The following is a 25612-nucleotide window of genomic DNA, read 5'->3' as shown; positions in this document are numbered from 1 at the left end:
TCCCGAAATTGTTTTCCACAAATTAAAGCACAATTATCCTATCAAAAAAACATCGTTGTTTCAATAGCTTGATAAACTTATCCACAATGTTCATTTTCATTCACAATATGTTTTTCCACAGGGGTTGGGTTTGTGAAAAAGATGTCGATAACAGTTGTGGATAAAAAAATTACAAAAAATATTATCCACAATATTTGTGAATATCTACAATTTCACTGTGGATATTTTTTAAAAAATTTTGAATAATAAGAGCAGCATTCCTAAACTTGTAATCGAATAGTCATTTGACAATAAGAAGGGTCTTTTTATATAATATTCAGGTCTATATGTATGATTAGATACTGAATAATCACTTTGGAGGTGTAAATATAGATGAAACGCACATATCAACCATCAAAAAGAAAACACAGCAAAGTACACGGATTCCGCAAACGTATGAGCACAAAAAATGGACGTAAAGTATTAGCTGCACGTCGTCGTAAAGGAAGAAAAGTGTTATCAGCATAAGTCCACTGAATTTTCAGTGGTCTTTTTTTTCTCGTTGCAATTTAAGGAAAAAGCGGGTGATTGATCGAGTGAGGAAGCGCCAAAGAATTAAAAAAAATAAAGAATTTCAACAGGTGTTTAATGAAGGAAAATCTTACGCTAATCGCCAGTTTGTCGTTTATTGTTTGCCTAAAGAGGGACAAAAGGAATTTCGAATTGGGCTATCCATAGGGAAAAAAATAGGAAATGCTGTGATTAGGAACCAAGTGAAACGTTATATCCGACAAGTATTTTTTGAAATAAAAGAAGAGCTTAGACAAGATATGGATTATGTTATTATCGCCAGAGTATCGGCGGCCAACTTAAATTATCATGAAACGAAAAAAAGTTTAGAGCATGTGCTGAAAATTGCAAAAGTTATTAAACGAAAAAAGAACTCTTGATTGTTTGAATGTAAGCGTCATCAATTTTAAAAAATAAAAGTAAATTGAAATTAAACTCGAGGTAGAGTATCTATATCAAAACATGGTAAAATAGCTAAAAAATGAATTCGAAGAACTGTAGAACTTTAGGAGGAGCAGAGTTGAAAAAAAAATTTTGGATTATACTGACCTTAGCTTCAGCAGTTATTCTTCTTAGCGGATGTACTGAATATAATCAACCGATTTCTGCTGAAAGTGAAGGGTTTTGGAATCAATTTATTGTTTGGCCAATCGTTTCCATTACAAAATTCTTTGCTGATTTATTAGGATCGTATGGATTAGGCATAATCGCGGTAACAATTATCATAAGATTGGCAATACTTCCACTAACAATTAAACAAGTACAAAGCTCAAAGAAAATGCAAGAAATACAGCCAAAAATAAAGGAACTTCAACAAAAATATAGTTCTAAAGATGCAGTAACACAGCAAAAATATCAACAAGAATTAATGGCTTTAATGCAATCTACTGGTGTTAACCCGATGATGGGATGTTTACCTGCTTTAATTCAAATGCCAATTATCATTGGACTATATCATGCGATTAGTCGCATGAATGTTACGCCAGAATTTGAGCTTGGAACATTTCTAATCTTCCCATTGGCGGAACCTAGTATAATTCTTGCAATTGCAGCTGGTTTAATTCAATATATTGTATTAATGACAGGCCCAGCGATGGACAACCCTCAAATGAAAATGATGATGTATATTATGCCTCTTATGATCATAGGATTTGGGATGGTTTTACCGGCAGCCTTATCATTATATTGGGTAGTCGGAAATATTATTTCGGTAATCCAAAATCTATTTATATATAAGAAACCTTGGCAAAAGAATGAAACTGAAAAACCTGCGACAACTGGAGGAGCGAAAAAGTGAAGCAAATTACGCAAACAGGCGCAACGAAGGAAGAAGCAATTGCTTTAGCGTTACAAAAGCTTGGCGTATCACGCAAACAAGTGGAAATTGAAGTTCTGCAAGAAGCAAAAAAAGGTTTTTTAGGATTTGGTGCTCGCCCTGCGGAAGTTCGAGTAACGATTATTGAAGAAGTAACAGAAGAAAAGGAAAAAGGGCAAGAAAAGTTAGCAGAAGATGGGACACCTGAAGAGGTAAAGGCAAGTATAGAACCACAATCAGAACAATCAAACGATGAAGAAGTTCAAGAAGAAGAACAACCAGATCCAATTGAAAGTGCTGTACAATACTTAACAAACATTGCAAAAGCGATGGATATTCATGACTTAAAAATTGAAACGGAAAAAGAAGGAAAAACGATTCTTTTCAAATTAGAGAGCGAAAAAGCAGCATTGATTATTGGAAAACGTGGTGCAAATTTAAATGCGTTGCAACAATTAACTCAACTAGTTGTAAATAAAACTGCAAAATCGTATGTCACAGTTAGGCTGGATGTTGAAAATTATCGTGAGCGTCGCCAACTAGCGTTGGAACAATTGGCAGAGAGAATGGCAGATAAAGCGATACGGACAGGAAAAAAAGTTGCATTGGAACCAATGCCATCATATGAAAGAAAAATTATTCATAATGCATTAGCAAATCGATTGGATGTTGAAACATATTCAGAAGGTGTAGAACCTAATCGTCATTTAGTAATTGAACCGGTTAAGTAAAATGAAAAACGATCTATCGAAAAGATAGATCGTTTTTTTTAGTGCGCCTGGCATGGGTGTAATCTATAGGGTGTAAGTCCCGAACTGTGAAGGCAGAAGTAACAGTTAGCTTAACGCAAGGGTGTCCGTGGTGACGCGGAATCTGAAGGAAGCTGGAGGCAAAACACCGGTCTGAGGAACACGAACTTCATATAAGGCTAGGTATCATTGGATGAGTTTGCTAAACAAAACAAAGTCCTTTCTGCCAAAGGTGGTACAGAGTAAATGAAGCAGATAGATGGAAGGAAAGATTACATTCTTACCCGGGGAGGTCTGGCGGATATGTGAAGTACGCTTCATAACCTACTTAGTGATAAGTAGCTGAACCGTCAGAAGTCAGCAGAGGTCATAGTATTAGTTGGTTTAGAACTACTAAGAAGGACCGAACAATTAAGAGAGAATAGCCCTTGGCATTCAGTGAGTCATGATGAACACAGAAAACGTAGTATCTCACTTGAGGAAGGAAGCGGTGAATCCCGTGGGAGACCTCTTGGAGGGTGGAGTGACCACTGGCATAAAGAGAACAGCTATTCACGGAAGTTATAAAGACTTGCGTCAATCATCTTAATTGAACCGCCGTATACGGAACCGTACGTACGGTGGTGTGAGAGGACGGGAGTTAATCGCTCCCTCCTACTCGATTTAGCATTCTGAGATGAATTCAGAAATATCCACATGTGGAAAAGTTCCTATACTTTCGATTTGTAATAATTTGTGTTAATCTATTTTGTTAGTGAGAATGTTCGGTAAGTTATCCACATGTGGATAATAAAAGGAGTGAAATGAATGGAAACAGATACAATTGCTGCGATATCCACACCGATGGGAGAAGGAGCAATCGCCATCGTTCGTTTAAGTGGAGATCATGCAATACAAGTAGCGGATAAAATATTTAAATCACCAAATAATAAAAAATTACAAGACCAACCAACTCATACAATTCATTACGGCCATTTAATTGATCCTAAAACCGAAAAGATAGTGGAAGAGGTAATGGTGTCGGTGATGAAGGCACCAAAAACATTTACTCGTGAGGATGTAGTGGAAATCAACTGTCACGGGGGACTAGTATCTGTAAATCGAGTATTAAATCTTGTTTTAAGAAATGGTGCACGGCTTGCAGAACCAGGTGAATTTACAAAACGTGCTTTCTTAAATGGGCGAATTGATTTATCTCAAGCGGAAGCGGTAATGGATTTAATTCGGGCGAAAACGGATCGAGCTATGAATGTTGCCCTAAATCAAATGGACGGGAAATTGTCTAAGTTAATTAAAGACTTGCGTCAAGCTTTAATTGAAACTTTAGCTCATGTGGAAGTAAATATTGATTATCCAGAATATGATGACGTTGAAGAAATGACGGTTCCAGTCTTATTAGAAAAATGTACTTGGGTTCGTGAGGAAATAAAAAAATTGCTTCAAACATCGAGCCAAGGGAAAATTTTGCGTGAAGGTTTATCAACGGTGATATTAGGAAGACCAAATGTCGGGAAATCATCGTTATTAAATAGTTTAGTGCAAGAAAATAAAGCAATTGTTACAGACATAGCAGGTACAACACGTGATATTATAGAAGAGTATGTCAACATTCGGGGTGTTCCTTTACGTTTAGTGGACACAGCAGGTATTCGGGAAACGGAAGATATCGTTGAACGGATAGGGGTAGAAAGATCTCGCCAAGTATTAAAAGAGGCTGATTTAATATTGCTCGTGTTAAATGCAGCAGAACCATTATCAGAAGAAGATGTAAGATTATTTGAAACGATACAAAACATGAATTTTATTGTAGTTGTCAATAAAACGGATTTACCGCAACAAATCGATTTAGAAAAAGTGAAGTCTCTAGCAAATGGTAGACGGATTGTGACCACTTCTTTATTAAAAGAAGAAGGTGTTGATGCATTAGAAGAGGCAATTGCAGATTTATTCTTTGAGGGCCAAATTGAATCAGATGATTTAACATATGTTTCGAATGCCCGCCATATTTCCGTATTGCAACAAGCTTTAGAAGCGATTGAAGAAGCGATTGAATCTGCAAAAGCTGGAGTGCCAGTAGATATTGTTCAGATCGATGTAACTAGAACATGGGAATTACTAGGCGAAATCATAGGTGATACGGTACATGAGAGTCTCATTGATCAGTTATTCTCACAATTCTGTTTAGGAAAATAAATGAAACTTACTATAGAAGGGAAGATTTTTTCGGCATGACAAATTATGAAGCAGGAATGTATGATGTCATTGTAGTCGGTGCAGGTCATGCTGGCGTTGAAGCAGCACATGCCGCTGCAAAAATGGGGGCAAAAACCCTCATGTTGACAATTAGTTTGGAAAATATTGCATTTATGCCATGTAATCCATCCATTGGAGGTCCTGCAAAGGGGATTGTTGTTCGTGAAATTGATGCACTTGGGGGATTAATGGCAAAAGTTATTGATAAAACCCACATTCAAATGAGGATGTTAAATACAGGGAAAGGCCCAGCTGTTCGTGCATTACGTGCACAAGCTGATAAAGTGTTATATCAACGGGAAATGAAACGAATTTTGGAGCAACAAGAAAATCTCCATATTCAGCAAGCGTTGGTAGAAGAATTAATAATTGAAGATGGAGAAGTAAAAGGTGTCATCACAAAAACCGGTGGAGTTTTCCGCGGAAAAGCAGTAATTTTAACAACTGGAACGTATTTGCGCGGTGAAATTATCATTGGTGATATCAAATATTCGAGCGGCCCTAACAACTCACAGCCGTCCATTACATTAGCGGACCAACTAAAAGATTTAGGTTTTGAAATTGTTCGTTTTAAAACTGGAACACCTCCTCGTTTGAATGGAAAAACTGTTGATTACAGCAAAATGGAAATTCAACCAGGGGATGATGTACCTCGAGCATTCAGTTATGAAACGACAGAATTTATTATGGATCAAATTCCTTGCTGGTTAACTTATACTTCCTTAGAAACCCATGAAATTATCAATGGAAATTTAGATAAGGCTCCAATGTTTACAGGATTAATTACAGGTCCTGGCCCAAGATATTGTCCTTCCATTGAGACAAAGGTTGTTCGTTTCAATGATAAACCTCGCCATCAAATATTTATTGAACCAGAAGGACGAGAAACGGATGAGGTGTACGTGCAAGGGTTATCAACGAGCATGCCAGAAGATATTCAGCTAAAAATGATTGCTTCAATCCCTGGCTTAGAAAATGCTCAAATGATGCGACCTGGTTATGCAATTGAGTATGATGCCATTGTTCCGACTCAATTATGGCCAACCCTTGAAACAAAACGTATTAGAAATCTATACACTGCTGGACAAATCAATGGCACAAGCGGGTATGAAGAAGCGGCAGCACAAGGAATCATGGCAGGAATCAATGCGGCTGCTAAAATTTTTGGAAAAGAAGAACTCATATTAAAACGTTCTGAAGCATATATTGGCGTCTTAATTGATGATTTAGTAACGAAGGGAACTAATGAACCTTATCGTCTACTTACATCCCGTGCCGAATATCGCCTACTACTTCGCCATGATAACGCAGATTTACGTTTGACAGATATCGGATATAAAGTAGGTTTAATTTCAGAAGAACGTTATAATAAATTCTTGAAAAAGAAAGAACAAGTTGAAAATGAAATAGCGAGACTTCGCGAAGTAATCATTAAACCAAACGAAAAAACGCAAGAAGTAGTTCGTTCAGTTGGTGGAGCAGAACTTAAAGATGGGATACGTGCAATCGACTTACTGAAACGACCTGAAATGCGTTATGACTTAGTTGCATCCTTAACACCACCAGAAGAAAACTTAAGTGAAGAAGTAAAAGAACAAGTGGAAATTCAAGTTAAATATGAAGGTTACATTCAAAAAGCATTGCAACAAGTAGAGCGACTTCATAAGTTAGAAAGCAAAAAGATACCAGAAAATATCGATTATGATGATGTACCAAACCTAGCTTCCGAAGCACGTGAAAAGTTAAAAGAAGTACGTCCATTAACAATTGCTCAAGCTTCGCGAATTTCCGGGGTAAACCCTGCGGATATATCAATCTTGCTTGTATACATTGAACAAGGAAAAATTGCGAAAATCAGTAGCAATTCTTAAAAAAAGGAGCGTTCGAGCAACATTGATCTCGAACGCTTATTTCTTATATCAAACTATATATAAACTCTATGTAAAGGAGTAGAAAATGAACGAACAACTTTTTATTCAAAGCTTAAAAGATAAAGGGATTGAACTGAACGAGACGCAAATAGAACAATTTCGGAATTATTTTGAAATTCTTGTTGAATGGAATGAAAAAATGAATTTAACAGCCATTACCGATTTAGAAGGCGTATATTTAAAACATTTTTACGATTCAATCTGTGCAGCCTTTTACTTTGATTTTTCAAAAGTTGAAACTCTTTGTGATGTTGGCGCAGGTGCAGGGTTTCCAAGCATTCCGTTAAAAATTTGTTTTCCACACTTAAAAATTACAATTGTTGATTCGTTAAATAAACGTATTACATTTTTAAATCATTTAAGTGAACAATTAAATTTGACCCACTGCCATTTTGTTCACTCAAGAGCAGAAGACTTTGGTCAAAATTCAGCATATCGTGAACAATTTGATGTCGTTATGGCAAGGGCTGTTGCACGATTAAATGTGTTAGCGGAACTATGCATTCCTTTAGTTAAAATAGAGGGTAATTTTATTGCATTAAAAGCCGCAGCTGCCCATGAAGAATATAAAGAAGCAAAAAAGGCCATTCAGGTTTTAGGTGGAGCTTTAAAAGAACAATTTGATTACCATTTGCCTATAGAAAATAGTGAACGAACAATTTTTGTCATTGAAAAAACAAAAAAGACGTCCAAAAAATATCCTAGAAAACCTGGGGTACCAAATAAAACACCAATTAAATAATCAATATGCGCTCAATCAAATTTGAGCGCATTATTCTTTACTATTTGCAAAACAATTCCGTTGTTACAACTTTTTCATGTATAATAAAAAATTGTAACAATCCATTTATTAAGATTATCAGTATACGATTCATTCAAAATGAAATCACTTCTATCTAAAAACAGTCAGGAGTTCCACGTGAAACTCAAATAGAAATATGCTTTAGATAATAGAATTATATTATAATTATGACAATTTCATAGATTTTACTTCTATAAGACTCTGTACATTTCATATAGAATATTAAATAATAAAATATAGTGCAGATAGTTTCCAAAAGGTGGTGCCATTGAATGAAAAGTCCTTTTTCACGATTTTTTGGGGGCGGGGAAAAACTTGTTTCTGAAAAAAAAAGTGAAATAGAAACGGAAGAAAAAGAGAGAAAACACTCAGAAGAAGTGATAAAAATTCCAATTGATCAAATCGTACCGAACCGATATCAGCCACGCACAATTTTCGATGAAGAAAAAATTGAAGAATTATCTAGAACGATTCATACTCATGGTGTCATACAACCGATTGTTGTTCGTCGTTTAGAAGATAACCGTTATGAAATTATTGCAGGGGAAAGACGTTATCGGGCGATTAAAAAATTAAATTGGACGGAAGTACCTGCAATTGTACGGAATTTAAATGATAAAGAGACAGCTTCAATTGCGTTAATAGAGAACTTGCAGCGTGAAGAGTTGACAGCCATCGAAGAAGCATTAGCTTACCAACAACTAATTGAGCTGCATCATTTAACACAAGAAGCACTCGCTCAGCGCCTTGGAAAAGGTCAGTCCACCGTTGCTAATAAATTAAGATTGTTAAAACTTCCAAAATATGTGCAAGATGCAATTTTAAAACGTGAAATTACTGAGCGTCATGCACGAGCGTTAATCAGTGTAAAAGACGAAGAATTACAAATAAAATTAGTCGAATTGATAAAAGAAAATGACTGGAACGTCCGTCAGCTTGAAGAATATATTCAACAACTAACAAAACCTGTTGAAACGGAAGAAGAGAAAAAAACAAAACCAAAACGCAAGGCTATTAGTAAAGATATTCGCATCGCTTTAAATACAATTAAGCAATCCTTATCGATGGTATCAAAAAGCGGAATTAATATAAAAACGGAAGAAGAAGATACGGAAGATTACTATCAAATCACAGTAAAAATACCAAAGAAAAAGTCTTAAATTGTTTCACGTGAAACTAGTGGTCGTCTCTGCCACGTACAGAGACGACCGCTTTTTCTATATTATTTTTTCAAGAAATTTGGTTTATGGAATACAACTATATTATAAATTTGATAGAATGAAAGAAGTAAATATAAATTCTATTTGACTAAAAAATTACGCTTTTAACTATTCGAAAAGATGAAAGCAGGTGCACAAAATTGGGAAGAATTTTAGCAATCGCCAACCAAAAGGGCGGTGTCGGAAAAACTACTACATCTGTAAATTTGAGCGCTTGCCTTGCTTATTTAGGAAAAAAAGTATTGCTAATTGACATCGATCCCCAAGGAAATGCCACTAGTGGAGTTGGCATAAATAAAGGAGAAACATCTAGCTGTATTTACGACGTGATTATTGATGATGAAGATGTAAAAAACGTTATTCAACAAACAAAAGTAGAAAATTTGTATGTCATACCAGCTACTATTTCATTAGCAGGTGCTGAAATTGAATTAGTTTCTACAATCTCACGGGAAGTGCGTTTAAAGCATGCATTGGAAGAGGTTAAAGATGATTATGACTTCATCATTATTGACTGCCCACCATCATTAGGACTGTTAACAATCAATGCTTTAACTGCATCGGATGCAGTCATTATTCCTGTTCAATGTGAATATTACGCGTTAGAGGGGCTTAGTCAGCTATTATCAACAGTGAGATTGGTACAAAAACATTTAAATCCAACTTTATCAATTGATGGTGTACTTTTAACGATGTTAGATGCTCGTACAAATCTGGGGATTCAAGTGATTGAGGAAGTAAAAAAATATTTTCAAGATAAAGTCTACAAAACAATTATTCCTCGAAATGTACGTTTAAGTGAAGCACCCAGCTTTGGAGAACCAATTATCATCTATGATCCGAAATCACGAGGCGCTGAAGTGTATTTAGAGTTAGCAAGGGAAGTGGTAAAAAATGGCTAGAGGTTTAGGGAAAGGGATTGGTGCTCTATTTCCTACAGAAACATTAGAGTCCATTCAAGAAACTATTCAGAATGAAGAACATGTAGAAAAAATTCCGTTGCAAAAACTTGTCGCAAATCCTTTTCAACCACGGAAGAAGTTTGATGATGAAACAATTGAGGAATTAGCTCAATCCATTCGAGAACATGGTATTATTCAACCAATCGTTGTCAGAAAGAAAGGAAAAAAATACGAAATAGTCGTGGGAGAACGTCGTTATCGCGCGGCTAAATTGGCGAAGTTAGAGGAAATTCCGGCAATAATTAAAGAAATGACAGAAGAACAAATGATGGAACTTGCTATCCTAGAAAATTTACAAAGAGAAGATTTAACTCCAATTGAAGAAGCTGAAGCATATCAAAATTTAATTGAAAAATTAAATTTCACTCAAGATGATTTAGCAAAACGATTGGGGAAAAGCCGTCCGCATATCACGAATATGATTCGATTACTTCAATTACCAGAAGAAGTTCGGCAAATGGTAAATGATGGAGCCCTTTCAATGGGTCATGGAAGAGCATTACTTGGATTAAAAAATAAAAGAAAAATAATAGAAGTAGCAAAAAAAGTAGTGAATCAATCATTAAATGTACGTCAATTAGAAGCATTAATTAAACAACTAAACGAAAATGTTTCACGTGAAACGAAAAAGTCAACAAATAAGGATATTTTTGTTCAAGCAACTGAATCACAATTAAGGGAATTCTTTGGTACAAATGTTCAAATAAAGAAAACAAAAAATAAAGGGAAAATTGAAATTGAATTTTATTCTGAAGATGATTTGGAGCGTATATTAGAAATATTAAATTTAGAACATGATGAGGTATAAAAAGGGCGCCAATTAAGGCGCTCTATTTTTGAAAACAAAGAAAGAGGATAACAACTTATGGTATTATTCGGAACAATTATCAATGCATTATTGATTATCATCGGTTCAATCATTGGACGCTTCTTGAAGAATTTACCAGAAAAAATGAAAAATACCGTACTTTCAATTATTGGACTTGCAGTTGCATTGTTAGGTATTCAAATGGGATTAAAAACGAATAATTTTGTTATTTTGATTGTTAGCTTAGTAGTTGGGGCGATTATAGGTGAGTGGATTGATTTAGATTCATTATTTAATCGTTTTGGAAAATGGGTCGAATCAAAAATAAAAAGCAAAGATTCAAATAGTAATATTGCTGAAGGTTTTATTACAGCGTCCCTTATTTTTGTTATTGGTTCAATGGGAATTATCGGTGCGTTAGACAGCGGGTTAAGAAATGATCATGCTGTTCTTATTACAAAAGGAATTATAGACGGCTTTACCTCCATTATTTTGACATCTACGTTAGGTATAGGTGTATTATTATCAGCATTTCCCGTATTGATTTATCAAGGTATGATTGCTATATTTTCAGGACTGATTAGCAAATATATACCTGAAGAAGCAATGAATCTCTTTATCCAAGAAATGACAGCAACTGGCGGCGTTATGATATTAGCAATTGGTTTAAATATTGCAGGATTAACTAAAATTCGTGTAGCCAATTTGCTGCCAGGAATTGTTGTTGTGCTTGGAATAATTGTAATCATGTTTCCTTTTCAATAAATGACGTTGATATGCAAGCAAAAGTGCACGGGCAATTTTATTGCTCATCGAATAAGTTACATGAAGTCGAGTGTTTTGCAAAACAAGCATTTCCATAAATCCTCCTACATTGACAACTCCTTTGATGGAAATATCGCCGATGGGTGGCAGCTCTTTATTCACTGCTTTTCCAGGCAGTAAAGGTCCGTTTTGAACAATAATTTGACCAATACTTTTTTCTCTTCCAAGACATGCATCAATAGCTACAACGAAAGGGAAATTGGACATTTGTTGTAATTCTTCAACAGTAAGTGCTAAATTGATAGCATGAAGAGGATCTTCTAGCGTTCCAATGATTCGAAAAGGAAACTGATAGTTGGATAATAAACTTCCGGTTAAAGGACCTAAAGCATCTCCCGTAGAACGGTCTGTACCGATGCAACAAAAAACAAGATTGTTATGTTCAAAGGGAATATATTGTAAAAATAATTCGCTTAAACGCCATATTGCACCTGTTTCTTCATGATGAACGGACATTTTAAATGGTTCTTGAGAAATATTTTGCATGTGATTCCCACTTTCTTTTATGATTTTAGAATAGAATGTCTATAATTATTTTTTAGAATTATATCCATTTCTTTACTTTTCTATACTAGAGGTGGAAAAATGGCGATTCATGTTGTGGAAAAAGAAACGAAAGAGATTATCAATATATCGGAGAAGATATGGGAGTATTTTTCAAGTGAGGATCTTTGGAATTTTATTGTTGGAGCTTCCATTAAAATCATTGCAATTTTCTTACTTTCTTATCTTATTGTATTTATTGGGAAGCGAATTATTGCTCGTATCTTTAAACTAAGAATGCAATCTCCGTTAAAATATTCAGAAAGAAGGCAACAAACACTATTAAAATTGTCGCAAAGTGTATTATCATACGTCGTATACTTTTCGGCGATTATTGGAGCACTTTCTTCCTTAAATATTAATGTTGCAGGGTTACTTGCTGGAGCAGGTATTGCAGGCCTTGCAATTGGATTTGGTGCACAAAATTTAGTGAAAGACGTCATTACGGGTTTTTTCATCATTTTCGAAGATCAGTTTGGTGTTGGAGATTATGTTCGAATTAATACATCAAGTGCAGCAGAAGGTACAGTAACTGAAATAGGATTAAGAACGACCAAAATTGTTGGGACAACTGGAGAAGTATATATTGTTCCGAATGGGCAAATTACCGAAGTAGTAAACTTTTCACTAAATAACTCAAAAGCAGTCATAGATATGCAAGTTGGAATTGAAGCGGATATTGAAAAAATTGAAAATGTAATGACGGAATATTTAAAAACATTGCCGAAACAATATGAGGAGCTTGTCGATGTACCTAAGTTTGTCGGAGTTCAAAATGTTACTGGTACTGAAATAACAATTCGAATTGTTGCAGAAACAAAACCTCAACAGCATTATGGAATTGCAAGAATCATTCGAAGGGATGTCAAAAAGATTTTAGAGAAAAATGGTATACCAATGGCTTATCCAAAAATGATGATATATGATTCTAGTAAAGCAATGTCTAGGGGAGATGAGAATTGATGGAGACAAAAACATTTAAATTGAATGACATTGTGGAAATGAAAAAGCAACATCCATGTGGTACGAATGCTTGGAAAATTATTCGAATGGGCGCTGATATTCGAATTAAGTGTCAAGGATGTGGACATAGTGTCATGCTACCTCGCAGGGAATTTACGAAAAAAATGAAAAAAGTTATACAAGAAGCGGAAGAATAAAGGTTATGTAATCCCCACACAGTACTTTGCAATGTGGGGATTTTTTGTTGTTCATATAAAAATAAATGGAAAATAGACTTTTTATGTGGAAATCCATATAATTAACACTAGTGCAAAAACTAATTGTTATGTTTCACATAAGAAAGGTAGTGAGTCAATGTCACTAACAGCTGGAATCGTAGGTCTTCCAAACGTAGGAAAGTCGACACTATTTAATGCAATCACAAAAGCAGGTGCCCTTGCTGCTAACTATCCATTTGCAACGATTGATCCAAACGTAGGCGTTGTAGACGTTCCAGATCCTCGATTAGAAAAATTAACAGAGCTTGTAAAACCTCAAAAGAAAGTTCCAACATCATTTGAATTCACGGATATCGCTGGAATCGTAAAAGGCGCATCAAAAGGAGAAGGTTTAGGGAATAAGTTCCTCTCTCATATTCGAGAAGTCGATGCGATTTGCCAAGTGGTTCGTTGCTTTGATGATGAAAACATCACACACGTTGCAGGTAAAGTTGATCCAATAGCAGATATTGAGGTCATCAATTTAGAGTTGATTTTAGCTGATTTAGAATCAGTAGATAAACGTCTTCAAAGAGTAAGCAAAATAGCAAAGCAAAAAGATAAAGATGCAATGATTGAAGAGCCAATTTTAATCAAAATTAAAGAAGCTCTTGAAAATGAGAAACCTGCTCGTTCTGTTGAATTAACGGAAGATGAGAAAAAAGTAATCAAAGGATTAAATTTATTAACATTAAAGCCGATGCTTTATGTTGCAAACGTTTCGGAAGATGAAGTGGCAAATGCAGATGAAAATGAGTATGTAAAACAAGTTCGTGCATATGCAGAAAAAGAAGGCTCAAAGGTTATTACAGTATGTGCGAAAATTGAAGAAGAAATTGCGCAGCTTGATGAAGAGGAAAAGAAAATGTTCCTTGAAGAATTGGGCATTAAAGAGTCCGGATTGGACCAACTAATTCGTGCTGCATATGATTTGCTTGGCCTTGCTACTTACTTTACAGCAGGAGAAAAAGAAGTGCGTGCTTGGACATTCAAAAAAGGGATGAAAGCTCCAGAATGTGCAGGTATTATTCACTCTGACTTTGAAAGAGGCTTCATTCGAGCTGAAACAGTTTCCTTTGAAGATTTATTAGCGGCTGGCTCTATGCAACAAGCAAAAGAACAAGGGAAAGTTCGTTTAGAAGGTAAAGACTATGTCGTACAAGACGGCGACATTATGTTATTCCGATTCAACGTATAATCAGGCATAATAAAAAGAGTGGAATTTACGCCAAGATGTTTTATATATCTTTACGTAAATTCCACTTTTTCTTTTTATTGATATACATACAATTTTGGTAATTGGGGGTCATCTTTTACAAGCGTATGATTAGGAAATTTGCGGAGTTCTTTATACATATAAAAATCCCCGACAGCCCCTGCAATTAAAAAAGCACCTAATAAAACTATTAATTGATTATCGAAAATAAATCCAATTATTGTTGGCAGGACTCCTGTTGTCCAAAAGGGGAGCATTAGCGCTTTTTTCATTGCATGATTTGGTAATGGTTTTGACGTTGTTGCATAAGCAACTCCTAGCTTCACATTTATACCGTAATTCAGCTGACTCCACTTCACTTTTCCAAAAATCATAAACCCAATTAAATGAAACAATTCATGCAAAATAATCAGTGCACAATAGCCTACAATAAATAATAGAAAATTCCATAGCGTAATGGCCATTTCAAATTGAAACTGTCGATGGATGATCGTATTGAATGCTAAAAAAAGAATGCACAAAAGAAGGGTCATCCAAAAATTCAACTTTGCAATTTTTTTCATATCTAATTCAATAATCAGTGGATCTTTCTCTTCCAACAAAATTATTCAACCCCTTTTTCCCATTATATCGAAATAACAGATTTTAGAAAATCTTATACTCCCCATTGAATGCTAGTTGCGATTGATAAAAGTATATGTTACAATTCAAAGATGTGAGTAATAGAAATTTACTCCTTGCTCCCTTGAAATAAAGGAGAGCCAAAGTCCATAAGGAGGTGCAAAAAGCGATGAGAAAATATGAATTAATGTATATTATTCGTCCAAACATTGAAGAAGAAGAGAAAAAAGCTTTAGTTCAACGCTTTGATGACATTCTTTCTTCAAATGGTGCGGAAATCATCGAGTCAAAAGAATGGGGCAAACGCCGTCTTGCTTATGAAATCAAAGACTATCGCGAAGGTATTTACCACATCGTGAAAGTTAATGCTCCAGCTAAAGCAATCGATGAATACAATCGTTTAGCAAACATTAACGAAGACATTATTCGTCATATCGCTGTTCGTGAAGAAGAATAATCTTATTGAACATTAATGCTGAAGAGGAGGTTGTCAAATTGATCAATCGTGTCGTATTAGTAGGTAGGCTAACAAAAGACCCTGAACTACGATACACGCCAAATGGAGTACCGGTAACTCGATTTACAGTTGCTGTAAATCGAACGTTTACGAACCAACAAGGTGAAAGAGAAGCGGATTTCATTAGCTGTGTAGCATGGAGAAAACAAGCTGAAAACCTCGCAAATTACATGAGAAAAGGAAGTCTCGTCGGTATTGATGGACGCATCCAAACTAGTAGTTTCGAGGGTCAAGATGGCAAACGTGTTTACATGACAGAAGTCGTAGCAGATTCCGTGCAATTTTTAGAACCAAGAAGTGCACAGGGTCAACAGCCATATGGGGGACAACCTTCGTACGGTGCAAGTCAACCTCCATACGGTGGCACGCAAGATCCATTTGGTGTACCATTCCCAAGTCAACCTCCTCAAAATCAGCCGAATTATACACGTGTAGATGAAGACCCATTTGCATCAAGCAAAGGTCCAATTGAAGTTTCGGAAGACGATTTACCGTTCTAAGGTATTCGGATAACGGAGAAATAATAAAAAAAGGAGGGAAAATCGATGGCACAACGTCGCGGAGGTCGCAAACGTCGCAAAGTTTGCTACTTTACTTCAAATAACATTACACACATCGACTACAAAGATGTAGATTTACTAAAAAAATTCATTTCTGAACGCGGAAAAATTCTTCCACGTCGCGTAACTGGAACAAGTGCAAAATATCAACGCAAATTAACTACAGCAATCAAACGCGCTCGTATTATGGCACTTCTTCCATTCGTAGCGGAAGATAAATAATGAATGTTATAAAAAGCAGCAAAGGCAAAATTTAGCCTTTGTTGCTTTTTTTACATTTAGCAATAATTTAAAATGTACTCTGGAAAGAGAGAATAAGCGATATTCTTCCCTAATTTGAAATAGTAAACAAAATGTACAGCAAAACATCATTGCATGGGAAATAAGCCATCAAATTATATAAAGAGTCTCAACAAGATTAAGGCGTTAAAAAAGCTTGATAACGATGAAGCTGAACAAAGTAATTCTACTTGTTACCAACGATGAATTTATGCACGATAAAAACCATTCAGGAAGACTTTACTACTAGTTTTGCGGTGAATTTATTTATTTTTTAACTTTTAATAAAAGTAAAAATTCATCACATCAAACATAATTATCTAATCTTTTAGGTTAGATGATTATGTTTTTTCTTTAGACATTCTTTTATCGTTTTGCTTTATCGTATTTTTGTCCTACTTTATAAAAAATGGTACAATATACGAATGTAAAGAATTATTGAATTGTAATAAAGGAAGGTTTCTCATGCCGAACAATCAAACACAAAGGCTTACACATGGCGCAATGATGATTGCAATATTTGCTATTCTCATTGCAATTGCATATTATGTACCAATAATCAGCTTAGTGGCGACATTATTTGCCCCACTACCTATTGCTTGGTTTAGCGCAAAGTATGACCGATCATCTTCCATTATTTTAGGAGTTATTGGGTGTATTATTACCTTTTTCTTTGGAGGATTGTTAATTTTACCATTTTCCATGATTTTTGCGGTATGCGGTGTCGTGATGGGAGATGCACTGCGCACGAATAAAAGTAAAGCTTACTTATTCATGGCAACTGGTATTTCAGTGTTAATTACTTTTGCAATTCAATATTTAATTTCTATTAAACTGTTTGAAACAGATTTTATTAAGGAATCTTTCCAACTGATGCGGGAAAGTTATATGGCTTCTTTTGAATTCGCTGAAAGTTTAACTGGCGAACAGCCAATGACTGAAGAAGCGTTCAATCTAATGTTTCAACATATAGAGATAGCCATTCCTGCATCCGTTACATTAGCTGCATTCTTCCTATCGTTTCTTTTAATTACAGTAAATCTGCCAATCCTAAAACGATTAGGTATTACTGTTCCAAAATTTCAAGCTTTTAAAGATTTACGCTTACCTCGTACCATTTTATGGATTTATTTAATCGTCTTAACGATTCAATTGTTTGTACGCCCTGAATTAGGAACATCACTATATGTAATCACATTTAATTTTTCATTAGTCTTATGGGTGTTGTTAACAATTCAAGGAATTTCTTTCCTGCACTTTGTGTTGGATGCTTATCGAGCGCCTAAATTTTTAAAGGGATTAGCGACAATTTTTGCAATTCCTTTGTATAACTTTGTGATGCTCTTAGGAATTTTAGATTTAGGTTTCGATATTCGCTCATTTGTGACAGGAAAGATTCGAAAGTAAGGGGCTGATCTCATGGATACTTACAGGAAGCGGAGGATACTTTACCCGCTTTTACATTTGGCGGTTTTCGGATTAGTGGGGATTGTTGGATTGTTTTTATTGAATATATGGGTTGGAGCAGCTTTCGCGTTACTTGTTACATTAATTATATTTTATGATTGGAAAACAGAAAGAATTGCTTATTTTGCAATAGAAAAATATATAGAATCTTTGGCGTTTCGAATGAAAAAAGTTGGGCAGGAAGTTCTTTTAGAAATGCCGATTGGTATTGTATTAATCAATGATAAATTTGAAATTGAATGGGCTAATCCCTACATGACGAGGCTTTTGGATATCCCAACTTTAACAGGTCAGGATTTGTTCCTTTTATCGGATGAATTACAAAAAATAAGAAAATCTGATGAAAAAAATGATAGCATCGTAACCATTCGAGATAGGAAATTTAAAGTCATTTATAAACAAGAAGAAAAACTATTATATTTTCTCGATGTAACTGAACAAGTAAAAATTGAAAAGCAATATTATGATGATCGAACAGTCATTGCTATTCTTTTCATCGATAATTATGATGATATTACGCAAGGGATGGATGACCAAACAAAAAGCATGACGAATTCAACCGTTACATCCATCATCAATGATTGGGCAGAGGAATATGACATTTATATTAAAAGAATTGATACGGATCGATTTTTAGCGATATTAAATGAATCAACTTTAAATGAATTGGAAAAGAAGAAATTCTCTATTCTAGACGATATTCGAGAAAAGACGGCCAAGAAAAATTTATCACTTACATTGAGTATCGGAATAGGTACTGGTTCGCCATCCTTAATTGAACTAGGTGAATTAGCTCAATCAAGTTTAGATTTAGTATTAGGGCGCGGCGGAGACCAGGTGGCTATTAAACAATCGAATGGAAAAATTAAATTTTATGGTGGAAAAACAAATCCAGTCGAAAAACGTACGAGAGTCCGAGCACGCGTGATTTCCCATGCTTTAAAAGATTTAATTCAAGATAGCAATCTCGTTTTTATTATGGGGCATAAAAATCCCGATATGGATTCAATTGGAGCAGGGATTGGCGTTCGGAAAATGGCTCATATGAATAAAGTGGATAGCTACATCGTATTAGATTTTGATGAATTAAACGGCAGTGTTGAACGACTAATAGATGAAATTAAACAACATTCCGATTTAAAGGAATATTTTATTTCACCAGAAGAAGCTTTAAGCATCATGTCTGAAAAATCATTATTAGTCGTTGTGGATACTCATCGCCCGAGCCTCGTAGTAGATGAAACATTGTTAAAACGTTTCGAGAAAATTGTTGTAATTGATCATCATCGACGAGGGGAAGAGTTTATTAACAATTCAACACTTGTTTATATGGAACCGTACGCTTCCTCGACTTCAGAACTCGTAACGGAACTTTTAGAATATCAGCCCGATAATGAAAAACTTTCGAAACTTGAAGCAACAGCTTTGCTCGCTGGAATCATTGTCGATACAAAAAGCTTTACGCTAAGAACAGGTGCTAGAACCTTTGAAGCAGCATCCTATTTAAGAACTTACGGGGCGGATACGGTGCTTGTGCAACGATTATTAAAAGAAGATATTCATACGTTTATTGAGCGTTCAAAAATCATACAAAATGTTCGATTTACCTATCCAGGAATTGCGGTTGCGCATGCAGAAGAAGAAAAAGAGTACGATTCTGTTTTAATTGCCCAAACGGCAGATATTTTGCTTTCAATGAAAGACGTAAATGCTTCTTTTGTCATCGCCCGCAGACAAGATGGCTTAATGGGTATCAGTGCCCGTTCATTAGGAGAAATCAATGTACAATTGATAATGGAGAAACTGGGAGGCGGTGGCCACTTAACAAATGCGGCTTGCCAACTTGAAGTCGATACAATAGAAGAAGCTTTAGAATTATTACAAAATGCTATTATTGAAACGTTAGAAGGGAGCATGGAAGAATGAAAGTTGTATTTTTAAAAGATGTAAAAGGTCAAGGGAAAAAAGGCGAAGTGAAAAATGTTGCTGATGGTTATGCACAAAATTTCTTAATTAAAAAAGGCTTAGCTGTAGAAGCTACAAAAGAAGCATTAAGTCGTCTTGAAGGACAAAAGAAACATGAAGCGAAACTTGCAGCACAGGAACTTCAAGCTGCAAAAGAGTTAAAAGAAAAATTAGAAAATATTACGTTAGAAATTAAAGCAAAAGCAGGAGAAGGCGGACGTCTATTCGGTTCTGTATCAACAAAACAAATTTCAGAAAGCTTACAAAAAAATTATGGAATTAAAGTGGATAAAAGAAAAATGGAATGCAATGAAGGTATTCGTTCATTAGGTGTCACAAACGTTCCAGTGAAATTACATCCGGAAGTAAAAGCGACTTTAAAAGTCCATGTAAAGGAAGAATAAGGAGCGAAATAAAATGAGTGATCTAATCGATCGCGTTCCACCGCATAACCATGAAGCTGAGCAATCAGTTCTTGGTGCGATATTTCTTGATCCGCAAGCATTAATTACTGCATCGGAAATTTTAGTTCCGGAAGATTTTTATCGCATTGCCCATCAAAAAATATTCCAAACGATGCTTGATTTGAGTGACAAAGGGAATGCGATTGATGTTGTTACTGTTACAGAAGAGTTATCTGTAAGAAAAGAACTCGAAGATGTAGGCGGTCTATCCTACTTGATGGAATTAGCAAATGCCGTACCTACAGCAGCTAATGTTAGTTACTATGCAAAAATAGTAGAAGAAAAGTCCATTTTAAGAAGATTAATACGCACGGCAACAAAAATCGTTGAAGACAGCTATATACGGGAAGATGAAGTAGAGGAATTATTATCCGAAGCTGAAAGAAAGATGATGGAAGTAGCCAATCGAAAAAACGCTGGCGACTTCAAACATGTGAAAGACGTTCTTGTTCAAACTTACGATAATATTGAGCAACTTCAAAATCGAACAGGAGACGTTACCGGAATTCCGACGGGCTTTACGGATTTAGACCGCATGACAGCGGGTTTTCAACGAAATGATTTAATCATTGTAGCCGCCCGTCCATCTGTAGGGAAAACAGCTTTTGCGTTAAACATTGCGCAAAATGTGGCGGTCAAAGCTCGGGAAAATGTTGCGATCTTCTCGCTCGAAATGGGTGCTGAACAATTAGTCATGCGTATGCTCTGTGCAGAAGGAAATATTGACGCTCAAGTTTTAAGAACAGGGGCGCTTACTGCTGAAGATTGGAGCAAGTTAACAATCGCAATGGGTACCCTTTCTAATGCGGGGATCTATATTGATGATACGCCGGGCTTGCGCGTTAATGAAATTCGAGCGAAGTGCCGTCGACTTGCCCAAGAAAAGGGATTAGGGATGATTTTAATTGACTACCTACAATTAATCCAAGGAAGCGGCAGACGCGGGGAGAACCGTCAACAAGAAGTTTCTGAAATATCTCGCTCATTAAAAGCATTAGCTCGTGAATTACACGTGCCGGTTATTGCGTTATCTCAGCTATCCCGCGGGGTAGAGCAACGTCAAGATAAGCGTCCGATGATGAGTGATATTCGTGAATCTGGAAGTATTGAGCAAGATGCGGATATCGTAGCTTTCCTATATCGTGACGATTATTATGATAAAGAAACAGAGAACAAAAACATGATTGAAATTATTATTGCAAAGCAACGGAACGGTCCAACGGGAACTGTGACCCTTGCGTTTAAAAAAGAGTTTAATAAATTTTTGAATATTGATTGGTCTCAACGACAAGAACCAATGCATGCATAACACGAAGAGAAAAGTAACATAATAAAATAAACTTTGAAGAACACGAACAATTGTACATAAAAAATATTTATTTGTTCGTGTTTTTTTGTTTGATGCATTGACGAATGCTCTATTTCACTGTACAATTAATCTGTTTGATAAAGGACGCATAGTGCGCGGAGGTGCAGAAATGACTTCAGTTGTTGTTGTTGGAACTCAATGGGGAGACGAAGGAAAAGGGAAAATTACGGATTTCCTTTCTAAAAAAGCGGATGTGATCGCTCGTTTTTCAGGCGGTGACAATGCTGGACATACAATTAAAATTGGTGAAGAAACATACAAATTACATTTAATTCCATCTGGGATTTTCTATAAAGAGAAAACATCTGTGATGGGAAATGGTATGGTAATCAACCCAAAATCATTAGTAAATGAGCTAAAAGGTTTACAAGCTCGTGGCATTGATACATCTAATTTACGTATTTCAAATCGTGCTCATGTCATTCTCCCATATCACATTTATCAAGATAAAGTAGAAGAAGAAGCTCGTGGCGACAAAAAAATCGGAACAACATGCAAGGGAATTGGCCCATGCTACCAAGATAAAATTGCTCGTATGGGAATCCGCATTGCAGATTTACTAGATCGAGAAATATTTGAACAAAAATTGCGCGAGAACTTAGAAAAGAAAAACCGTTTATTTGAGAAATATTATGAAGTAGAAGGTTTAAAATTCGAGGATATCTTTGAAGAGTATTATGGCTACGGTCAAGAAATTGCTCAATATGTAACAGATACTTCAAAGGTATTAAATGATATTTTAGATGAGGGCGGACGTGTATTATTTGAAGGTGCTCAAGGCGTTATGTTAGATGTTGACCACGGAACATATCCGTTTGTTACATCTTCCAACCCTGTGGCTGGTGGTGTGACGACAGGTACAGGAATTGGTCCTTCTCACGTTACGAGAGTAGTGGGCGTTTCAAAAGCATATACTTCTCGTGTAGGCGACGGTCCATTCCCAACGGAATTGTTTGATGAAGTTGGCCATCAAATTCGTGAAGTAGGTCGAGAATACGGTACAACGACTGGTCGTCCTCGCCGTGTAGGTTGGTTTGACGCAGTAGTGGTACGCCATTCTCGTCGCGTTTCTGGTATTACAGATTTAGCTTTAAACTCAATCGATGTATTAACTGGCTTAGAAACAGTAAAAATTTGTACGGCTTATAAATATAAAGATCAAATTATTACGGAGTATCCTGCAAGTTTACATGTATTAGAAGAATGTGAACCTGTATATGAAGAACTTCCTGGTTGGACAGAAGATATTACAGGTGTACGTTCCTTCGATGAACTGCCAAAAAATGCTCAAAATTACGTCAATCGTATTGTTGAATTAACAGGTATTCCTTTAATGACATTCTCCGTAGGCCCAGCCCGGGAACAAACAAACATAGTGAATGATATATGGGAGTAAATAATACTATCTCATCAGTAAAACCTCAATCAAAGAAGTTAATATTTTAACTATGTTTGTTCTGTGCGAAAGCGAAGCGACAGCAACAAACAAATGTAGTAAATGATGTTTGGGAATAAGGATATTGAACAATAAAAACATAGTTTATTTAGAAACGATACTCTAACTACATTTGTTCTGTGCGAAAGCGAAGCGACAGCAACAAACAAACATAGTGAATGACATATGGGAGTAAATAATACTAACTCATCAGTAAAACCTCAATCAAAGAAGTTAATATTTTAACTATGTTTGTTCTGTGCGAAAGCGAAGCGACAGCAACAAACAAATGTAGTAAATGATGTTTGGGAATAAGGATATTCAACAATAAAAACATAGATTGTTTAGAAACGATATTCTAACTACATTTGTTCTGTGCGAAAGCGAAGCGACAGCAACAAACAAACATAGTGAATGATATATGGGAGTAAATAATACTATCTCATCAGTAAAATCTCAATCAAAGAAGTTAATATTTTAACTATGTTTGTTCTGTGCGAAAGCGAAAAATAAAAGTCACCATTTTTCATCAAAAGGAAAATGGTGACTTTTTAATATTTCTCTAAGTGCCTTCCTCTTTCAATAAGAATTCCAGTAGAGTATGTGAGACTATCATATAAGATTAACTATTCATTTCTTATTTTATAGTTGCACAAAATAAGAGAATGATGAATAAATTCGTCAAAATTTGATCATAATATATAAAAATTTTCATCATTCTCCATCATTATATATTTTGTAACAAAAATTGCTTAAATAATACATTTTCATTACAAAAATTTTAAAATGTTCATTCAAAATACACATTATGATACAGTAAGTAGGTGTGAGTATGAAAAAGCATCCTATTTGCGGACGATTTTGGAAGGGGCTTGTTTATGAATACGAAATGGAATACTGGTCGAGACGGTAGTCATAATCTAAGTCTTCTAAATCAAAATAATAAATATGGCATTCTAAAAAAAGTTTTGTTTGCTGCAGTGTTGCTTTTGACTGTTTCCTTTAACTTAGCTTTTGCTAATGAAGGGAATATAGAATCTATCGACAAAATTTACCATGTTTATTTAGAAGACGAATATATCGGTTCAGTTTCAGATGAGAACAAAGTGAGAAAAATTATTGAAGATAAAGAAAAAGAAGTAAGTTTGCTATATAAGGATTATGAAATAGATGCAGATTCTTTAGTAACGATTGTTCCAGAACAAGTATTTTCTTATAAAACCAATGATTCAGAAACTTTAAAAACATTAAGTGAACAATTAGAACCACAAACAGATGCATTTGCTTTACAAGTTGATGGAGAACCAATCCTTTATTTAAAAAATAAAAAAGACTACGAAGAAACTATTAAAAAACTAAAGCTTCAATATGTTCCGGAAGAAAAACTAAAAGAGCTTGAACAATCAAAAAGCTCAAATAAACAATTGCCGAAATTAGAGGCAAATCAATCAAGAATCATCGATGTTTTTCTTTCAGAAGATGTTTCAGGTGAAGAAACAAAAGTAAGCCCTGCTAAAATTCTTACACCTGATGAAGCGGTACAATATATTAAAACAGGATTGATTGAAAAGCAAGTATATGTTGTGAAAAAAGGCGATGTCCTTGGAAAAATCGCTAAAAATCATGGTTTAACAACGAAAGAGTTATTGGAACTTAATCCTGATATAACGATTGATACATTATTACAAATTGGACAAGAAATAAACGTTACAGTAGAAAAGCCTTTAATTAACGTACAAGTGATATACGAAAAAGTGAATAAAGAAAAAATTGATTATGAAAAAGTTATTGAAGAAGACGCTTCAATGTATAAAGGGGAAAAACAAATTATACAAGAAGGTAGTCCAGGAGAAAAAGAAGTATCTTACTTAATTACAGAAGTAAACGGGAATATCGTGAAGAAAACGATTACCGAAGAAAAAGTGTTAGTAGAACCTACGAAACATATTGAAAAAGTGGGAACAAAGGTAATTTCATCACGTGGTACGGGTGAATTTATTTGGCCGACAAGCGGTGGATATATATCAAGTAATATGGGGTCTCGTTGGGGCAGCTACCATCGAGGAATTGATATTGCTCGTCCATCGAATTACAGCATTAAAGCAAGTGACAATGGCGTTGTAACTTTTGCTGGATGGGATGGGTCTTACGGAAATAAAATAGTCATCAATCACAATAATGGATATACTACTCTATATGCCCATTTGTCAGAAATATATGTTTCCGTTGGACAAGTAGTGCCTCAAGGTTCTGTTATTGGAAAAATGGGGACGACTGGAAATTCAACAGGAATACACTTGCATTTTGAAGTAAGCAAAAATGGATCACTGATTAATCCATTAGCAGTATTAGATTAATTTCGATTGAGGTAGTGGCATCATTACATGTCATTACCTCTTTTCTTTTATTACATCTTGGGAAATTTCCATCAATGAGAAATTTGTCGAAATATTTCCCGGAAAATAATGACCATAAAATCCCCTAATAGTATATGCTCAAAAATAACAACAATAGGACATTGGATTTTTTGTTATAATGGTTT

General features: G+C 35.3%; 25 protein-coding genes. 23 read left to right on the top strand and 2 right to left on the bottom strand.

Annotation, left to right across the window (positions count from 1 at the left end):
• Positions 1-372: 372 nt before the first annotated feature.
• The 11 genes from rpmH to HF990_RS08665 all read left to right on the top strand — a co-directional run bounded on the left by rpmH (position 373) and on the right by HF990_RS08665 (position 11354).
• Entirely contained in the window at positions 373-507 is a 135-nt protein-coding gene (gene rpmH / locus HF990_RS08715; protein WP_016839592.1) for a 50S ribosomal protein L34, read from the top strand.
• 68 nt (positions 508-575) lie between these two features.
• Positions 576-929, top strand: a complete 354-nt coding sequence (gene rnpA, locus HF990_RS08710) for a ribonuclease P protein component (RefSeq protein WP_096552378.1) — start codon at positions 576-578, stop codon at positions 927-929.
• Positions 930-1069: 140 nt separating this feature from the next.
• Entirely contained in the window at positions 1070-1846 is a 777-nt protein-coding gene (gene yidC / locus HF990_RS08705) for a membrane protein insertase YidC (RefSeq protein ID WP_016839590.1), read from the top strand.
• On the top strand, positions 1843-2595 hold the full coding sequence (jag, locus tag HF990_RS08700) for an RNA-binding cell elongation regulator Jag/EloR (protein ID WP_168412426.1): 753 nt from the start codon (positions 1843-1845) through the stop codon (positions 2593-2595). The genes yidC and jag overlap by 4 nt, the downstream gene beginning before the upstream one ends.
• Positions 2596-3420: 825 nt before the next feature.
• The gene (gene mnmE, locus HF990_RS08695) at positions 3421-4806 is read left to right on the top strand and encodes a tRNA uridine-5-carboxymethylaminomethyl(34) synthesis GTPase MnmE (RefSeq protein ID WP_016838928.1); all 1386 of its coding nucleotides are present in this window, start codon (positions 3421-3423) and stop codon (positions 4804-4806) included.
• A 35-nt stretch (positions 4807-4841) separates the two neighbouring features.
• Complete coding sequence (gene mnmG / locus HF990_RS08690; RefSeq protein WP_016838927.1) at positions 4842-6737, top strand: tRNA uridine-5-carboxymethylaminomethyl(34) synthesis enzyme MnmG; 1896 nt, start codon at positions 4842-4844, stop codon at positions 6735-6737.
• Between the two features lie 85 nt (positions 6738-6822).
• Complete coding sequence (rsmG, locus tag HF990_RS08685) at positions 6823-7539, top strand: 16S rRNA (guanine(527)-N(7))-methyltransferase RsmG (protein ID WP_168412425.1); 717 nt, start codon at positions 6823-6825, stop codon at positions 7537-7539.
• Positions 7540-7871: 332 nt separating this feature from the next.
• Positions 7872-8759, top strand: coding sequence for a nucleoid occlusion protein (noc, locus tag HF990_RS08680; protein ID WP_016838925.1), 888 nt, complete (start codon positions 7872-7874; stop codon positions 8757-8759).
• Between the two features lie 200 nt (positions 8760-8959).
• Positions 8960-9721 carry a ParA family protein gene (locus HF990_RS08675; protein ID WP_016838924.1) on the top strand — a complete coding sequence of 254 codons (762 nt, stop codon included), beginning with the start codon at positions 8960-8962 and terminating at the stop codon, positions 9719-9721.
• Positions 9714-10589: a ParB/RepB/Spo0J family partition protein gene (locus HF990_RS08670; RefSeq protein ID WP_016838923.1), complete on the top strand. Its 876-nt coding sequence runs from the start codon at positions 9714-9716 to the stop codon at positions 10587-10589. Before HF990_RS08675 ends, HF990_RS08670 begins: the two co-directional genes overlap by 8 nt.
• Positions 10590-10646: 57 nt before the next feature.
• The gene (locus HF990_RS08665) at positions 10647-11354 is read left to right on the top strand and encodes a DUF554 domain-containing protein (protein WP_016838922.1); all 708 of its coding nucleotides are present in this window, start codon (positions 10647-10649) and stop codon (positions 11352-11354) included.
• Here the strand turns inward: HF990_RS08665 and yyaC are convergent.
• Positions 11271-11900: a spore protease YyaC gene (yyaC, locus tag HF990_RS08660; RefSeq protein WP_016838921.1), complete on the bottom strand. Its 630-nt coding sequence runs from the start codon at positions 11898-11900 to the stop codon at positions 11271-11273. The two genes, HF990_RS08665 and yyaC, sit on opposite strands and share 84 nt — an antisense overlap.
• Positions 11901-11999: 99 nt before the next feature.
• Here yyaC and HF990_RS08655 point away from each other — a divergent pair, with 99 nt between their 5' ends.
• The 3 genes from HF990_RS08655 (at position 12000) to ychF (ending at position 14375) form a co-directional block, all read left to right on the top strand.
• On the top strand, positions 12000-12920 hold the full coding sequence (locus tag HF990_RS08655) for a mechanosensitive ion channel family protein (RefSeq protein ID WP_016838920.1): 921 nt from the start codon (positions 12000-12002) through the stop codon (positions 12918-12920).
• Positions 12920-13117, top strand: coding sequence for a DUF951 domain-containing protein (locus tag HF990_RS08650; protein ID WP_016838919.1), 198 nt, complete (start codon positions 12920-12922; stop codon positions 13115-13117). Before HF990_RS08655 ends, HF990_RS08650 begins: the two co-directional genes overlap by 1 nt.
• Positions 13118-13274: 157 nt before the next feature.
• Positions 13275-14375, top strand: coding sequence for a redox-regulated ATPase YchF (ychF, locus tag HF990_RS08645; RefSeq protein WP_016838918.1), 1101 nt, complete (start codon positions 13275-13277; stop codon positions 14373-14375).
• Positions 14376-14449: 74 nt separating this feature from the next.
• Here the strand turns inward: ychF and HF990_RS08640 are convergent, their stop codons facing one another.
• Entirely contained in the window at positions 14450-14995 is a 546-nt protein-coding gene (locus HF990_RS08640; RefSeq protein WP_016838917.1) for a DUF3267 domain-containing protein, read from the bottom strand.
• Between the two features lie 188 nt (positions 14996-15183).
• On the opposite strand from HF990_RS08640, the gene rpsF reads away from it, so the two are divergent.
• The 9 genes from rpsF to HF990_RS08595 all read left to right on the top strand — a co-directional run bounded on the left by rpsF (position 15184) and on the right by HF990_RS08595 (position 25427).
• A complete protein-coding gene (rpsF, locus tag HF990_RS08635) occupies positions 15184-15471 on the top strand; it encodes a 30S ribosomal protein S6 (RefSeq protein ID WP_016838916.1) in 288 nt (95 codons plus the stop codon).
• A 38-nt stretch (positions 15472-15509) separates the two neighbouring features.
• Positions 15510-16031: a single-stranded DNA-binding protein gene (gene ssb / locus HF990_RS08630; protein WP_016838915.1), complete on the top strand. Its 522-nt coding sequence runs from the start codon at positions 15510-15512 to the stop codon at positions 16029-16031.
• Between the two features lie 45 nt (positions 16032-16076).
• The gene (rpsR, locus tag HF990_RS08625) at positions 16077-16313 is read left to right on the top strand and encodes a 30S ribosomal protein S18 (protein WP_016838914.1); all 237 of its coding nucleotides are present in this window, start codon (positions 16077-16079) and stop codon (positions 16311-16313) included.
• A gap of 522 nt (positions 16314-16835) precedes the next feature.
• A complete protein-coding gene (locus HF990_RS08620; protein WP_016838913.1) occupies positions 16836-17777 on the top strand; it encodes a YybS family protein in 942 nt (313 codons plus the stop codon).
• 12 nt (positions 17778-17789) lie between these two features.
• Positions 17790-19763 (top strand): DHH family phosphoesterase, encoded by a 1974-nt coding sequence (locus HF990_RS08615; RefSeq protein WP_168412424.1) that lies wholly within the window; start codon positions 17790-17792, stop codon positions 19761-19763.
• Complete coding sequence (rplI, locus tag HF990_RS08610) at positions 19760-20206, top strand: 50S ribosomal protein L9 (RefSeq protein WP_016838911.1); 447 nt, start codon at positions 19760-19762, stop codon at positions 20204-20206. The genes HF990_RS08615 and rplI overlap by 4 nt, the downstream gene beginning before the upstream one ends.
• Before the next feature lie 13 nt (positions 20207-20219).
• Positions 20220-21575: a replicative DNA helicase gene (dnaB, locus tag HF990_RS08605; RefSeq protein ID WP_016838910.1), complete on the top strand. Its 1356-nt coding sequence runs from the start codon at positions 20220-20222 to the stop codon at positions 21573-21575.
• A 169-nt stretch (positions 21576-21744) separates the two neighbouring features.
• The gene (locus tag HF990_RS08600) at positions 21745-23031 is read left to right on the top strand and encodes an adenylosuccinate synthase (protein WP_168412423.1); all 1287 of its coding nucleotides are present in this window, start codon (positions 21745-21747) and stop codon (positions 23029-23031) included.
• Between the two features lie 917 nt (positions 23032-23948).
• Entirely contained in the window at positions 23949-25427 is a 1479-nt protein-coding gene (locus HF990_RS08595; RefSeq protein WP_016838908.1) for a peptidoglycan DD-metalloendopeptidase family protein, read from the top strand.
• The last annotated feature ends 185 nt before the right edge of the window (positions 25428-25612 follow it).

The organism is Ureibacillus thermosphaericus (genome assembly GCF_012396605.1).
Classification (GTDB): Bacteria; Bacillota; Bacilli; order Bacillales_A; family Planococcaceae; genus Ureibacillus; species Ureibacillus thermosphaericus.
This window is presented reverse-complemented; position numbering and strand designations above follow the sequence as displayed.

What these genes read in the sequence shown, in the direction of transcription:
- rpmH (WP_016839592.1), top strand. Translation starts at nt 373, where the DNA reads ATGAAACGCACATATCAACCATCAAAAAGAAAACACAGCAAAGTACAC.
- mnmE (WP_016838928.1), top strand. Translation starts at nt 3,421, where the DNA reads ATGGAAACAGATACAATTGCTGCGATATCCACACCGATGGGAGAAGGA.
- mnmG (WP_016838927.1), top strand. Translation starts at nt 4,842, where the DNA reads ATGACAAATTATGAAGCAGGAATGTATGATGTCATTGTAGTCGGTGCA.
- rsmG (WP_168412425.1), top strand. Translation starts at nt 6,823, where the DNA reads ATGAACGAACAACTTTTTATTCAAAGCTTAAAAGATAAAGGGATTGAA.
- noc (WP_016838925.1), top strand. Translation starts at nt 7,872, where the DNA reads ATGAAAAGTCCTTTTTCACGATTTTTTGGGGGCGGGGAAAAACTTGTT.
- HF990_RS08670 (WP_016838923.1), top strand. Translation starts at nt 9,714, where the DNA reads ATGGCTAGAGGTTTAGGGAAAGGGATTGGTGCTCTATTTCCTACAGAA.
- HF990_RS08665 (WP_016838922.1), top strand. Translation starts at nt 10,647, where the DNA reads ATGGTATTATTCGGAACAATTATCAATGCATTATTGATTATCATCGGT.
- yyaC (WP_016838921.1), bottom strand. Translation starts at nt 11,900, where the DNA reads ATGCAAAATATTTCTCAAGAACCATTTAAAATGTCCGTTCATCATGAA.
- HF990_RS08655 (WP_016838920.1), top strand. Translation starts at nt 12,000, where the DNA reads ATGGCGATTCATGTTGTGGAAAAAGAAACGAAAGAGATTATCAATATA.
- HF990_RS08650 (WP_016838919.1), top strand. Translation starts at nt 12,920, where the DNA reads ATGGAGACAAAAACATTTAAATTGAATGACATTGTGGAAATGAAAAAG.
- ychF (WP_016838918.1), top strand. Translation starts at nt 13,275, where the DNA reads ATGTCACTAACAGCTGGAATCGTAGGTCTTCCAAACGTAGGAAAGTCG.
- rpsF (WP_016838916.1), top strand. Translation starts at nt 15,184, where the DNA reads ATGAGAAAATATGAATTAATGTATATTATTCGTCCAAACATTGAAGAA.
- rpsR (WP_016838914.1), top strand. Translation starts at nt 16,077, where the DNA reads ATGGCACAACGTCGCGGAGGTCGCAAACGTCGCAAAGTTTGCTACTTT.
- HF990_RS08620 (WP_016838913.1), top strand. Translation starts at nt 16,836, where the DNA reads ATGCCGAACAATCAAACACAAAGGCTTACACATGGCGCAATGATGATT.
- HF990_RS08615 (WP_168412424.1), top strand. Translation starts at nt 17,790, where the DNA reads ATGGATACTTACAGGAAGCGGAGGATACTTTACCCGCTTTTACATTTG.
- rplI (WP_016838911.1), top strand. Translation starts at nt 19,760, where the DNA reads ATGAAAGTTGTATTTTTAAAAGATGTAAAAGGTCAAGGGAAAAAAGGC.
- dnaB (WP_016838910.1), top strand. Translation starts at nt 20,220, where the DNA reads ATGAGTGATCTAATCGATCGCGTTCCACCGCATAACCATGAAGCTGAG.
- HF990_RS08600 (WP_168412423.1), top strand. Translation starts at nt 21,745, where the DNA reads ATGACTTCAGTTGTTGTTGTTGGAACTCAATGGGGAGACGAAGGAAAA.
- HF990_RS08595 (WP_016838908.1), top strand. Translation starts at nt 23,949, where the DNA reads ATGAATACGAAATGGAATACTGGTCGAGACGGTAGTCATAATCTAAGT.